General features: G+C 63.2%; 16 protein-coding genes. 8 read left to right on the top strand and 8 right to left on the bottom strand.

Going from position 1 to position 12614, the window contains the following annotated elements; all coding sequences use genetic code 11:
- Window positions 1-7 precede the first annotated feature (7 nt).
- On the top strand, window positions 8-508 hold the full coding sequence (locus ACGYKA_RS01365) for a MarR family winged helix-turn-helix transcriptional regulator (RefSeq protein ID WP_067262129.1): 501 nt from the start codon (window positions 8-10) through the stop codon (window positions 506-508).
- On the opposite strand, the gene ACGYKA_RS01360 is transcribed toward ACGYKA_RS01365, so the two are convergent.
- Entirely contained in the window at window positions 502-1245 is a 744-nt protein-coding gene (locus ACGYKA_RS01360) for a DUF1194 domain-containing protein (RefSeq protein ID WP_394409942.1), read from the bottom strand. The two genes, ACGYKA_RS01365 and ACGYKA_RS01360, sit on opposite strands and share 7 nt — an antisense overlap.
- 106 nt (window positions 1246-1351) lie before the next feature.
- Window positions 1352-1786, bottom strand: coding sequence for a VOC family protein (locus ACGYKA_RS01355; RefSeq protein WP_067262125.1), 435 nt, complete (start codon window positions 1784-1786; stop codon window positions 1352-1354).
- A gap of 222 nt (window positions 1787-2008) precedes the next feature.
- Between ACGYKA_RS01355 and ACGYKA_RS01350 the strand changes: the two genes are divergently transcribed.
- The 4 genes from ACGYKA_RS01350 to ACGYKA_RS01335 all read left to right on the top strand — a co-directional run bounded on the left by ACGYKA_RS01350 (window position 2009) and on the right by ACGYKA_RS01335 (window position 4926).
- Window positions 2009-2842: a thymidylate synthase gene (locus ACGYKA_RS01350; RefSeq protein WP_394410445.1), complete on the top strand. Its 834-nt coding sequence runs from the start codon at window positions 2009-2011 to the stop codon at window positions 2840-2842.
- Window positions 2842-3321 (top strand): dihydrofolate reductase, encoded by a 480-nt coding sequence (locus tag ACGYKA_RS01345; RefSeq protein ID WP_394409945.1) that lies wholly within the window; start codon window positions 2842-2844, stop codon window positions 3319-3321. The genes ACGYKA_RS01350 and ACGYKA_RS01345 overlap by 1 nt, the downstream gene beginning before the upstream one ends.
- Window positions 3322-3364: 43 nt before the next feature.
- Window positions 3365-4549 (top strand): cytochrome P450, encoded by a 1185-nt coding sequence (locus ACGYKA_RS01340; protein WP_394409947.1) that lies wholly within the window; start codon window positions 3365-3367, stop codon window positions 4547-4549.
- Between the two features lie 92 nt (window positions 4550-4641).
- A complete protein-coding gene (locus ACGYKA_RS01335; protein ID WP_394409950.1) occupies window positions 4642-4926 on the top strand; it encodes a hypothetical protein in 285 nt (94 codons plus the stop codon).
- A 54-nt stretch (window positions 4927-4980) separates the two neighbouring features.
- Here ACGYKA_RS01335 and ACGYKA_RS01330 read toward each other — a convergent pair whose 3' ends face one another.
- Complete coding sequence (locus ACGYKA_RS01330; protein ID WP_067262111.1) at window positions 4981-5187, bottom strand: cold-shock protein; 207 nt, start codon at window positions 5185-5187, stop codon at window positions 4981-4983.
- Window positions 5188-5355: 168 nt separating this feature from the next.
- Between ACGYKA_RS01330 and ACGYKA_RS01325 the strand changes: the two genes are divergently transcribed.
- Window positions 5356-5676 carry an ArsC/Spx/MgsR family protein gene (locus ACGYKA_RS01325; RefSeq protein WP_394409953.1) on the top strand — a complete coding sequence of 107 codons (321 nt, stop codon included), beginning with the start codon at window positions 5356-5358 and terminating at the stop codon, window positions 5674-5676.
- Here the strand turns inward: ACGYKA_RS01325 and ACGYKA_RS01320 are convergent.
- From ACGYKA_RS01320 to thrS, 5 genes are all read right to left on the bottom strand, one after another.
- Window positions 5673-6206 (bottom strand): DoxX family protein, encoded by a 534-nt coding sequence (locus ACGYKA_RS01320; protein ID WP_394409956.1) that lies wholly within the window; start codon window positions 6204-6206, stop codon window positions 5673-5675. The genes ACGYKA_RS01325 and ACGYKA_RS01320 overlap by 4 nt on opposite strands.
- Entirely contained in the window at window positions 6203-6961 is a 759-nt protein-coding gene (locus tag ACGYKA_RS01315) for a putative DNA-binding domain-containing protein (RefSeq protein WP_394409959.1), read from the bottom strand. The genes ACGYKA_RS01320 and ACGYKA_RS01315 overlap by 4 nt, the downstream gene beginning before the upstream one ends.
- Entirely contained in the window at window positions 6958-7803 is an 846-nt protein-coding gene (locus tag ACGYKA_RS01310) for a DUF692 family multinuclear iron-containing protein (RefSeq protein WP_394410448.1), read from the bottom strand. The genes ACGYKA_RS01315 and ACGYKA_RS01310 overlap by 4 nt, the downstream gene beginning before the upstream one ends.
- 59 nt (window positions 7804-7862) lie before the next feature.
- Entirely contained in the window at window positions 7863-8165 is a 303-nt protein-coding gene (locus ACGYKA_RS01305) for a DUF2282 domain-containing protein (protein WP_067260973.1), read from the bottom strand.
- Window positions 8166-8389: 224 nt separating this feature from the next.
- The gene (thrS, locus tag ACGYKA_RS01300; protein WP_394409962.1) at window positions 8390-10336 is read right to left on the bottom strand and encodes a threonine--tRNA ligase; all 1947 of its coding nucleotides are present in this window, start codon (window positions 10334-10336) and stop codon (window positions 8390-8392) included.
- Between the two features lie 172 nt (window positions 10337-10508).
- On the opposite strand from thrS, the gene ACGYKA_RS01295 reads away from it, so the two are divergent.
- Both ACGYKA_RS01295 and ACGYKA_RS01290 read left to right on the top strand, forming a co-directional pair.
- A complete protein-coding gene (locus tag ACGYKA_RS01295) occupies window positions 10509-11795 on the top strand; it encodes an MFS transporter (protein WP_394409965.1) in 1287 nt (428 codons plus the stop codon).
- A gap of 51 nt (window positions 11796-11846) precedes the next feature.
- Window positions 11847-12599: an alpha/beta fold hydrolase gene (locus ACGYKA_RS01290; protein WP_394409968.1), complete on the top strand. Its 753-nt coding sequence runs from the start codon at window positions 11847-11849 to the stop codon at window positions 12597-12599.
- The last annotated feature ends 15 nt before the right edge of the window (window positions 12600-12614 follow it).

The following is a 12614-nucleotide window of genomic DNA, read 5'->3' as shown; positions in this document are numbered from 1 at the left end:
ATTTCGCATGAGCATTCAAGACCCCGCCACGCAGCCGATGGCCATAAAGGGTTTCATGGCAGGCTATCTTGAGTCCCTGTCGCTGGTCGAGCGGCTGCACCGCTTGCTGCTGGACGTGATCAAGGACGAATTCGAACGCGTCGGCGTGTTGGAGATCAACGCCGTGCAAGCGCTGCTTTTGTTCAACATCGGCGATAATGAGGTCACCGCGGGGGAGCTTAAAAGCCGCGGCTACTATCAGGGCAGCAACGTCAGCTACAACCTCAAGAAACTGGTCGAAATGGGCTATATGCACCACCAGCGCTGCGAGATTGACCGCCGTTCCGTGCGCGTGCGGCTGACCGAAAAGGGGCGCTATATCCGCGATGTGGTGGCCGATCTATTCTCGCGCCATGCGGATGGGATGGAAAGCAAGGGCGTCTTGGGGGATGCAGGGATCGAGGATATCACCCGCTCGCTCAAACGGATGGAGCGGTATTGGACGGATCAGATCCGCTATATTTACTGATCGCGGGCAGGGGGGAGCTGGGCATAGGCCCGCCCGTCCAATTCGCGCAGGAGTTTTCGCGTCATGGCGCGAGCGTAGTCTTCGAACCCCTCTGCCGTCTCAACGAATGCTCCGGGGCCGAGGATGACCTCGTCCCGGTAGTATGACGCCAGCGCGCCGACCTCGGCCTGTCCGCTGTCGCCAAGGGCTGCGTCTTCTGTTCCGATCACCAAGCCATTGATGGTCAGCCTCTGCGGCGTGCGGGGCTGGTTTTGCAGACTATCGCGTATATCCCGGGGCCGCGGCCCGAAGTTCGAAATGCCATCGCCGGAGATATCCAGCGTGTGCTTCCGGCAGTCCGACCGTGCCGCCAACTGCCGCGCGCCGAATTGCATCGCATCGCCCAAGGCCGTGCCGGGCGACGCCGCGCGCCGCTTGGTGCTGGGCAAAAGGGTGATGGCATCGTCAAGCGTAGCCGCATCGCGCAAAGGCGTCCAAGGTAGGATCACCCGCTGATCGCTGGACCCGCTCCACTCGTAGACCATCAGATCGACGTGATGCCCGGGCCGCGCCAGCAGGGCATCCCGCAGGCGCGGATCGTCCAACGCCTCGGCCAAACCGCCCATCTGCAAGCGATACTCCCGCGCATCGACAGAACCGGAAACGTCCAGCCCTAGGGCCAGTGCCTGCCGACAGGCGGCCTCGGCCCATTGCGTGCCTAATAGGGTGAGAAAAAGGGCGAGGGCGGCGCGGATCATCTCTCTGCTTTCGGCAGGGCATCAGAAAAGCGCGGGCCGAGCGCGGGAGGCGGAAAGGCCCCCCGCGCTACACTCATCAGCGCCGGGGCGGCGCGGGGGCTACCCCTTACCAATGGCCGGTGTTTTCCATGCTGGCCCATGGCTCCTGCGCGGGCAGGGCGTCACCCTCTTGCAGCAGTTCGACGGAAATATTGTCGGGCGAGCGGACAAAGGCCATGCGCCCGTCGCGCGGCGGGCGGTTGATGGTCACGCCGTTGTCTTGCAGGTGCTGGCAGGTCTCATAAATGTTCTCGACCGTATAGGCGAGGTGGCCGAAATGGCGACTGTCGCTGGGCAGCGCATCGTCGCCGTCCCAATTGTAGGTCAGCTCAACATCTGCGTGGCCATCATCCATGCCCGGGGGGCAGAGGAAAACCAGCGTGAAGCGGCCCCCTTCGTTGTCGATGCGGCGGCGCTCGACAAGGCCCAGAAGTTTGTAAAATGCGATGGAGGCGTCGAGATCTTTCACGCGCACCATGGTGTGCAGGTATTTGATGGGCATCGGTTTTCCTTTGGTTGGCTGGCCTGAACGGGGCGGCGCCCCTTCCAAGCTTGAATGTCGTTCAAAGCGGGCGGGGGCAAATCAACCCTTCGCGCTTCGCGGTGGAGGATAGGGGCGAAACCGGCGGTGTCAAAGTGGGAGCCGATGTCTGTTGATCGGCTTGAGGCCGAGGGCCCGGAAGGCTATGCAGAAGCAACCGCCACGAATGATGAGGAAGCCCGCGTGAAACAGTACCATGATGCGCTGCGCGAAGTGCTGGAGCAGGGGGTGACCTCGACCGACCGCACGGGAACGGGGACAATCTCTCATTTCGGGATGCAGCAGCGTTACCGGATGGCCGATGGCTTCCCGTTGGTCACCACGAAAAAGCTGCATCTGAAATCCATCGTGCATGAGCTTTTGTGGTTCCTCGCCGGGGATACGAACATTGCCTATCTCAAGGAAAACGGCGTTCGCATCTGGGACGAATGGGCCGATGAGAACGGCGATCTCGGCCCGGTTTACGGCCACCAGTGGCGGCGTTTCCCGATGGTGGGCGAACCGGTGCCCCAGCCCGATGGCACGGCGCTGCATCAGGCCGGGCAGGTCGATCAGATCGCCAAACTGGTCGAGGCGATCCGCAAGACCCCCGACAGCCGCCGCCTGATCGTTTCGGCGTGGAATCCGGGCGAGGTGGACCAGATGGCGCTGCCGCCCTGCCATACGCTCTGGCAGGTACGCATCGCGGGCGGCAAGCTGCATTTGCAGCTTTACCAGCGCTCGGCGGATATGTTCCTTGGCGTGCCCTTCAATATCGCCTCCTACGCGCTGCTCTTGGAAATGCTGGCCCATGTGACCGGCTACGCCCCCGGCGATTTCGTGCATTCCATGGGTGACGCGCATATCTATTCCAACCATCTGGAGCAGGTGAAAACCCAGCTTGCGCGGACGCCCAAGCCGCTGCCGAAACTGCGGATCAACCGCGAGGTCAGCTCGGTCTTTGATTTCCGCTATGAGGATTTCACCTTTGAGGGCTATGATCCGGACCCCGCGATCAAAGCGCCGGTGGCCGTCTGATGCTGAGCCTGATTGTCGCCCGCGCCCGCAACGGCGCCATTGGCAAGGACGGGGATATCCCTTGGTCGCTGCCCGAAGACTTGAAATTTTTTCAGCGTGAAACAACCGGCGGGGCCATCATCATGGGGCGCCGCACGTGGGAGAGCCTGCCCTTCAAGCCACTGAAAAACCGGTTGAATTGCGTCGTTTCCAGCAGCGAGGTCGAGGGCGTCCATGTGGCGCGCGACCCGCAAGCCGCTTTGGGCTATTGCGCGGCAGAGGGCTATCGCCGGGTCTACGGTATCGGCGGGGAAGGTATCTACCGCGCGCTCTTGCCCTTGGCGGATCGGCTTTTGGTCACCGAAGTGGATGTGGAAATCGACGGCGCCGATGCGTTCTTTCCCGCGTTCGACCCAGACGAATGGATCGAATTGGGCAACCTTTGCCTGCGCACATCCGGTCCGCGTGCCATCGCGCGGGAGTGGCTGCGCCGCTGCTGACCGGCCATTGACATAGGCCGCGCGGCGAGCATCACTGCGGGTCATGTTTGATCTATCCGCACCGCCCGAAGGGTTTGTCGAGAACCCGTTCCCCCATTACGACCGCCTGCTGCGCGAGGCCCCGGTGCTGCGCCAGCCTGATGGCTCGGTCCTGATCTGCCGCCATGCGGATCTGAACGCGATATACCGCGACACTACGCTCTATATCTCGGACAAGAAACTGGCATTTGCGCCGAAATTCGGCCCCGGCAGCCCCCTGTTCGAACATCACACCACCAGCCTCGTTTTCAATGACCCGCCTTTGCATACCCGCGTGCGGCGGATCATGACCTCGGCCCTCACGCCCAAGGCGCTGGCGCGGATGGAGCCGGGGTTGATTGATACGGTCGACCGGCTGCTTGAGGGGCTGAGCCCCACGCCGGACCTGATCGAGGACTATGCCAGTTGCATCCCGGTGCAGATCATCGGCAACCTGCTGGACGTGCCGATGGAGGAGCGCGGACCGCTTCGCGATTGGTCGCTGGCGATCCTCGGCGCGCTGGAGCCAACCTTGAGCGATGCAGAGCTCGAGGCAGGCCATGCGGCGGTGCGGGAGTTCAAAGCCTATCTGCAAGACCTTATCGCGCGGCGCCGGGCCGCGCCGGGGGATCTTGAAACCGATGTGTTGACCCGGTTGATCGCCGGGGATGACGGGGGGCAGTTGACCGAGATCGAGTTGATCCAAAACTGTATTTTCATCCTGAACGCGGGCCATGAGACGACGACCAATCTGATCGGCAGCGCCCTTGCGCTGCTGCATGACCATCCCGACCAAAAGGCCCGGCTGCTGGCCGAGGCTGCTCTGATCGGGCCTTGTATCGAAGAGGTGCTGCGCTTCCGCTCGCCCAATCAATTCGGCAACCGGGAAACCACGGCCCCGGTCACCATCGGCGGGGTCGAGATCGCCGCGGGCAGCAACCTGCACCTTTGTATCGGGGCTGCGAACCGAGACCCGGAAGTCTTTGAGGAGCCGACAAAATTCGATATCGGGCGCAAGCCCAATCGGCATCTGGCCTTTGCCGGTGGCCCGCATGTCTGCGTGGGGCTGACCTTGGCGCGGATGGAAGGGAAGATCGCGCTTCAACGCTTCCTGAACCGCTACCCGGATTATGAAATTAGCGCGGCCCGCCAAGGAGGCGGGCGCATCCGCTTTCACGGCTATGCGACGCTCCCGGCGCGGCTGAACTAAAACGGACCTGCCATAAAAGACTGGACTAAAGGAAATCGCCCCGGCAATCTTCGTTAATATTATACATAATTACGAGGGTTATCATGCGTGTAATGACAGCTATTGCAGTGGCGGCAGGGCTGCTTTCAGCCGGGCTGGCCAGTCAGGTCTCGGCAGAGCCCAAGGTCTACGCCTATCCCAGTTCCGCAAATTACTGCCCGGCGGGGCTGCAACCGGTGACCCTTGGCGGGGCGATCTGTTGTGGCACGCCGAACCAGACCATGACCTATGCTGAGGTCAAGGCGCACCCCGTGCAGCGCCGTCACCGCGTGGTCACACCGCGCCGTTCAGCCCGCGTGCCTTGCCCGGTTGGGACCAAGGGCTGTTCGTATAACTGATTTTTCAAGCAACGCCCGGCGCGGGACGCCGGGTGTTTTCTTGCAATATCGTGGCTAGAGCAGCGCGAGGTCGGTGGCCATCTGCCGTCCGTCGCGGCCTTCGGTCAATTCATAGCTGACCTTTTGATCGTCCGCCAAGCCGGTCAGGCCAGACCGTTCGACCGCCGAAATATGAACAAATACATCGTTACCGCCGCTTTCGGGGGCGATGAACCCGTAGCCTTTGGTGGTGTTAAACCATTTCACGGTGCCAGTTGGCATAATCTCCGCGCCTCCTTTGTCTTTGCGTCTCTGCGTCCAGCAGAATGGCGAAAGCGATTGAATTGCGACCCGCCATAATAGAAAGATCGCGCGGACTGGAAAAAAATCAAGCGATCAGCTGCGAGATCCGCAAATGGGCGCGGGATCGCGGGGCTGAGGGAGACGGATGTGCTAATTTATGGGCTGAAAAACTGTGACAGCTGTCGCAAGGCGAAAAAGGCGCTGCCAGAGGCGCAATTGGTCGACGTGCGGGAGGAGGGCGTGCCCACAGCGGTTTTAGAAAAGGCCCATGCGCAGTTCGGTGCGGCCTTGCTCAACACCCGTTCGACCACGTGGCGGGGGCTGGATGACGCGGCCCGCAAGGAAGAGCCGCTGGCCCTGATCCAAGACCATCCGGCCCTGATGAAGCGGCCCCTGATTGCGGTGGGAGATCGGCTATTTCTGGGGTGGAACAAAGAGATAGAAGCCGACGTTCAAGCGATGCTTTAACCGCGGCTCGCCAAAAGCCGGTCCAGTGACAGGGGGCCGGCCCCTTTGATGACGAGCACCAAAAGCAAGAAGATCCAGAGCGCCCGCTGGTCGAGAATATGGGCGTCGGGGAAACGGTCGAACCACGCGCCGAGGGCGCTGCCGTGGCCGTAGAGATCGGTCAGCGATTGCACCACGACAAAGCCCACCATCGCCAGCGCGGCCAGTCGGGTCAGCAGCCCGATGACGATGAGCAGAGGCAGGATGAACTCCGCCACTGTTCCGGCGACGACGACAAGCCAGTGAAACAGCCCAAGCGCGTCGCTGTCATAGCCGACCGCCTCGAAAACGCGGGGGAAGATCTGGGCATAGGCACCGGTGGAAGGGGTGAAGATGCCCAAAGGGCCGGGGCCGAGTTTGGTTAGACCGGCGTTCAGGAAGTAGACCAGCAACACCGCGGCAAAGAGGAAGCGGGCAAGGGTCGGAAGCAGCCAGTCGGCACGCTCCAGTCGGTCGGCGGTGGTGCGGTAAAGGGGCAGAAATCGGGTCATTGGCTTTCCTCCACGGAAATCGCGCTGAAGACGCCGTGGCTCAGGGCAAAGCCTAGGGCGGCGGCGAGGTCGAACTCAGGTGCGGCACCGACTGTGGCTTCATGGGCCGCCCCGAAGGTCCGCCCCTCGGCAAGGTGACCGAACCATTGCGCCGCGCCGGGCGGCGCCAGATGCGGGGCGGGATCATAAGCGGGGCGGGTGATCACCACGTCCTGCGCCACGTTGCGCGGTTTGGGCGCGTTATCGGTGAAATTATAGCGCCAGATGTCGAAAAGCGGCCAATCTGATCGCAAAAGGCGGGTCGCGGGGGCGAGGGTCAGCTTGGCCCCCATCAGCGCATCGGGAGGGATCGCCTCGAAGGTCTGCGGATCCAGCGGTGCCGCATCGGCGGCGTGGTAGGAAGACCGCAGCGCGAGGTCGAGCCTTGCGGCATCGGCGAGATAGCCGATTTTCGCCAGTGCCGCGAAACCTGCGATAAACCCCGGAAAATCCGCGCCATAGTGCATCATCATCGGCGATTTCGGCGGATGCGCCCGGACATAGAGCGGCGCGAGTTCGGCAAAATTGCGGGCACCGATCAGCTTGCGCACCAGCGGAAAGGCCACTTCGAGAGCCGCGATCAGGGAATGGGTGACATTGTTGCGATAGACGCGATAGCGCGCGCCCGCCGGTTGCCCCTTGCCATCGCGCAGCCCCGCGGGGGCGGGCCGCGTAGGGTCAAGCAACGCCGTGCGAAAACTGTGCTGGTCGGTCACGCCAGAACCTCGGCGGCGCGATTGGCTTCGGCCCGCAGGACGGGCCAGTCGGGCACGTCATTGTCCCACTCGACCAGTACCGGCTTTGGACCGGTTTGGGCCAGCGTGTAGCTGAGCAAGTCCCAGACCGGATCGACGACCTCTTTGCCATGGCTGTCGATCAACAGCGGCGCGCCGTGATCGTCGGTGTCGTCGTCATGGCCGCCCACATGGATCTCCCCCACATGGTCTGTCGGGAAGGCGTCGATGTAGCCCTGCGGCGATAGGCCGAGGTTGGTGGCCGAAATGAAGACATTGTTGACATCCAGCAAGAGCCCGCAGGAGGTTCGCGCGATGACCTCTGCCAAAAAGTCAGTTTCGGACAAGTCAGATTCTTCGAATGCGAGGTAGCTGGAGGGGTTTTCGAGCAGCATTTGCCGCCCTAAGACGTCTTGCACCTGATTGATATGCGCGGCGACGCGGGTCAGCGTTTCTTCGGTATAGGGCAGGGGGAGGAGGTCGTTGAGATATTCCATCCCATGGGTCGACCACGCCAGATGTTCGGAGAAGGACGCAGGCTGGGTTCGGTCACAGAGGGCCTTGAGCCGCGCGAAGTGGTCTGTGTCGAGGGGGCCTTCGCCGCCGATCGACAGGCCGACGCCATGAACCGACAGGGCGAAACGTTCCTGCAAGGCGCGCAGCTGCGCATGGGGGCGGCCACCGTCGCCCATGTAGTTCTCGGCATGCACTTCGATCCAACGAACCGGGCCGGGATCGGCCATCAAACCATCGAAATGCCGGGATTTATATCCGACCCCGGGGGCATTGGGCAGCGTGGTGAGAGGGGGGGTATCGTCGCGCATATTGGCCTCCGGCATGGGGCGGGGCAGGGTCCGGGCGAGTGCCGCCCGGACCGCTTTGATCAAGCGGGCAGGTCGCGGTCAAGCGGCTCAAGAGAGCCGGTCCGCTCGGTCCCATCGGCCATGGCGGGCAGGTCGATCTCGGCGCAGGTGCCTTCGTCGACGAGGGTCCATGCGTTGCCTTGGTAATCGGTCACGGATGTGCCGGCGCAGGTCGTGCCGGGGCCAGCGGCGCAGTCGTTCTCACCAGCCAGCGACACGCCGTAGCATTTCTCTTGCGAGGCGGCGGAGGCGGTGGTGGCGTGGCTGCCGAGAGCGGCGGCGACGGCCCCTGCGATGGCGGCGGTCTTGAGTGTGTTGGACATTGTCGTTTCCTTCCTGATGGTGTTGACAGGCTTACTAGAGCAGCCCGTTCGCTCACAAGCCAGTCACGAGCGAGTGTGTCACAGTCCCGTCAGAATATACGCGAAAAACCGGCGAAAGTTGTAACTATCCCGCGCAGGAAGGGAGGGATTGTTACAAAAACGCTCCGACAGGTAGGGGGCATATTGCCCGCAAACCCGCCGGAGCGCATGTTTGTTACAGCGCGTTAGCGCAGGTCAGGCGGGGTCGCGTCCTGTGCCAGTTCGGCGGTGAGTGCGTCGAGCGGCTGTACGGATGTCTGCTTTTGCCCCAGACGCCGGACTGAGACCGTGCGCTCTTCGACTTCGCGCGCGCCCACGGCGAGGATCACCGGCACCTTGCCCAGCGAATGCTCGCGGACCTTGTAGTTGATCTTCTCGTTGCGCATGTCGGCCTCGGCGCGGACACCGGCGGCTTTCAGGGTTTCGACGACTTCGGCCACGTAATCATCGGCCTCCGAAGTGATGGAGGCGACGACGACCTGACGCGGCGCGATCCAGAAGGGCAGCTTGCCGGCGTGTTCCTCGATCAGGATACCGATGAACCGCTCGAAACTGCCCAGGGTGGCGCGGTGCAGCATCACGGGGCGATGCTTGTTGCCGTCCTGCCCGATGAAGCTCGCCTCCAGCCGTTCGGGCAGGTTCGCGTCGACTTGCAGGGTGCCGCATTGCCAGTTGCGCCCGATGGCGTCGGTCAGGGTGAACTCCAGCTTCGGGCCGTAGAAGGCGCCTTCGCCCTCCAGCACCTCGAAGTCATAGCCTGCGGCCTTGCAGGCATCGCCGAGCGCCTGTTCCATATGGTCCCATGTCTCGTCCGAGCCGATACGCTTTTCCGGGCGGGTGGAAAGCTTGATGGTCCAGTTATGGAAGCCGAGGTCGGCATAGACTTTGGACAGGAAGGCAATGAATTTCGCGGTTTCCGAGGTGATCTGATCCTCGGCGCAGAAGATATGGCCGTCGTCCTGAGTAAAGCCGCGCACCCGCATGATGCCGTGCAACGCGCCCGACGGCTCATAACGCGCGCAGGAGCCGAACTCGGCCATCCGGAGCGGCAGGTCGCGGTAGGATTTGAGACCCTGATTGAAGACCTGTACGTGGCAAGGGCAGTTCATCGGCTTCAGCGCATTCACCGCCTTTTCGCGGGCATGGTCCTCGTCGACTTCGACGATGAACATATTCTCCTGGTACTTGTCCCAGTGGCCGGATTTTTCCCACAGCTTGCGGTCCACGACCTGCGGGGTGTTCACCTCGACATAGCCGTCGCGGTCCTGCATGCGACGCATGTAATCCTGCAGTGTGGTGTAGATGCGCCAGCCGTTGGGGTGCCAGAAGACCTGACCGGGCGCCTCTTCCTGCATGTGGAACAGGCCCATTTCCTTGCCCAGCTTGCGGTGGTCGCGCTTGGCGGCCTCCTCCAGCATGTTGAGATGGGCGCGCAGTTTCTCCTTGCCGGTGAAGGCCACGCCGTAGATGCGCTGCAACATGGCGCGGCTGCTGTCGCCGCGCCAATAGGCACCGGCGATGGACATCAGCTTGAAGGCATCGCCCGGCACTTGGCCAGTGTGTTGCAGGTGCGGACCACGGCAGAGGTCTTGCCAATCGCCGTGCCAATACATCCGCAGCGGCTCATCCCCGGGGATCGCGTTGATCAGCTCCACCTTATAGGGCTCGTTCAGGTCTTCGTAATGTTTGATCGCGCGGGCACGGTCCCAAACCTCGGTGCGGACGGGATCGCGTTTGTTGATGATCTCTTTCATCTTCTTTTCGATCGCGCCGAGGTCTTCGGGGGTGAAGGGCTCTTCGCGGTCGAAGTCGTAATACCAGCCATCCTTGATCACCGGGCCGATGGTGACCTTGGTGTCGGGCCAGATTTCCTGCACGGCGCGGGCCATGATGTGGGCAAGGTCGTGGCGCACCAGCTCGTTGGCCTGTTCCTCGTCGGCCATGGTGTGGATTGCGATGCTGGCGTCGGTTTCGATCGGCCAAGCCAGATCGTAATGCGCGCCGTTCACGGTGGCACTGATGGCCTTCTTGCCGAGCGATTTAGAGATATCGGCAGCCACTTCACCAGCGGTGATCCCGGCGTCGTACTGCCGGCTGTTGCCATCGGGAAGGGTGAGGGAGATTTGGGCCATCTTGGGCACTCCTCGTCGGTTTGGCGCCTACGAGACGCCCGGTTGCGGGTTATGTGTCGGGCCTATGTGGCGGGGCGGGCGCGGCTTGTCAATGCAAGCGGAGCCACTTGGGGAAAGTTGCGGCAGGGCGATGGCGCGCTATGTCAGGCGGGCAACAATGAGGATCGGTCAGATGCAAGACGACACGGCGCAGCGCGCATTCGAGACGATTTCGGGGGCGGACGACCCGGCACCGGGGTTGGACGACAAGGCGCAGCAGGCCGAGGCCCGCAACGGCCTGCGCCATATCGTGTCGCTGTCGATGACCAAAGTGGCCGATGGTCTGATCGACCCGAAACTGGTCTTGGCTTGGCTGTTGAGCGCCCTCGGCGCGCCTGCGGTTTTCGCGGGCGCCTTGGTGCCGATCCGCGAGGCCGGGTCGCTTTTGCCGCAGATCGCGTTGGCGGGCGTGGTGCAGCGCATGGCGCGGCGGAAATGGGCTTGGGTCTGGGGATCGGTCGGGCAGGGGGTCGCGGCGGGGCTGATCGCCCTTGCTGCGCTCAGCCTCGAGGGGGCCACGGCGGGCTATGCGGTCTGCGCCGCGCTGGCGCTGCTCGCCGTTTGCCGCGCGGCCTGTTCGGTGTCGTTCAAGGAGATTCTGGGCAAGACGGTGGGTAAGACCCGGCGCGGATCGGTGACCGGCTTGGCGGGGTCTGTCTCCTCGGTCGGGGTGGTGATCTTTGCGGGGCTGCTGATGTCGGGGCTGTTTCAAAGCCGGGGCGTCGTGGTGGCGGCCATCGCGCTGGCGGCGGGGCTTTGGATCGCGGCGGCACTGTTGTTCTCAACGGTCATGGAAACGCCGAGCGAGACCGAGAAGGCCGATGGCGTGGATTTCAAACTGCTGCGCGGCAACCGCGACCTGTGGCTGTTTATTCTGGTGCGCGGGCTCTTGGTCTCGACCGCGCTCGCGCCGCCCTATCTCGTGGTGCTGGCCGGATCGTCGGAGAGCGGGCAGTTGGGGCAATTGGGCGCCTTGGTGCTGGCCTCCGCGCTGGCGTCTTTGGTCAGCTCCTACGTCTGGGGGCGGCTGTCGGATATGTCGAGCCGCCGTGTGCTGATGCTGACCGGCGTCGTTGGCGCAGTGGCGATGGCGCTGGCGGTCGGGCTGTGGTTCCTTGGTCTGGCGCAGGCGGTCTGGGCGATGCCCGCCGTGCTCTTCATCCTGATGATCGCCTATCACGGCGTGCGGCAGGGGCGGTCGACCTATCTGGTCGACATGGCCCCGAAAGACCAGCGCGCGGCCTATGCTGCCGTCAGCAATACGGTGATCGGTCTGCTCTTGCTGCTGGCGGGCGTGCTGGGCGGCGGGGCCGCGCTGATCGGGGCGCAGGCGACGCTGATCCTATTTACCGTCATGGCGCTGGCCGCCGCCGTGTTGGCCCATTGGCTGCCGGAGGTTGAGCATCTATCCGAGGACTGACTTGCCCTCATCCGCCGCGATGCTCATGATTGGACAAAAGACGGAGGCAGCATGGCAGACAGCAAATTCATCGACACGCCGCAGGGGCGGCGCATCGCCTATCACAAGACCGAAGGGGCGGGGCCCTGCGTGGTGTTTTTGGGCGGGCTGAAGTCCGACATGATGGGGACCAAGGCGGTCTATCTCGAAGACTGGGCGCGGGCCGAGGGGCGCGCCTTTCTGCGCTTCGACTATTCCGGCCATGGGGAATCGTCGGGCCTATTCACCGAAGGGTGCATCGGCGATTGGCACGAAGACACGCTGGCCGCGGTCGAGGCGCTGACCGAGGGGCCGCTGATCGTCGTCGGCTCCTCCATGGGCGGCTGGCAGGCGCTGCTCTTGGCGCGGCATCTGCCTGAGCGGGTCGCCGGGCTGGTCGGCATCGCCGCGGCCCCCGATTTCACCGAAGATGGCTATTGGGCGAATTTCACCGAGGCGCAAAAACAGACCTTGGAAGAGGTCGGGCAGGTCGAATTGCCGTCGGACTATATGGAGCCCTATGTCATCACCCGCCGGATGATCGAGGAGGGGCGCCAGCGGTTGGTACTGCGCGATCCGCTGAACCTGCCGTTCCCGGTGCGGCTGTTGCAGGGCACGGCGGACGCCGCCGTCAGCACGGCCACGGCGGTACGGCTGCTGGAGCATGCGCAAAGCCCCGACATGCAACTGACGCTGGTCAAGGATGCCGATCACCGTTTCTCGGACGCGCGCTGTCTGGCGATGATCGTCGAGGCGATCAACGCGGTCTCCGGCGACGCGGGGTGACCAAGGGCTGACCAA

This window comes from Sulfitobacter sp. 1A15106 (assembly GCF_043556995.1).
Taxonomy (GTDB): Bacteria; Pseudomonadota; Alphaproteobacteria; order Rhodobacterales; family Rhodobacteraceae; genus Sulfitobacter; species Sulfitobacter faviae.
Note: the sequence above shows the minus strand (reverse complement) of the source record. Positions and strands in the feature narration are given on the sequence as shown.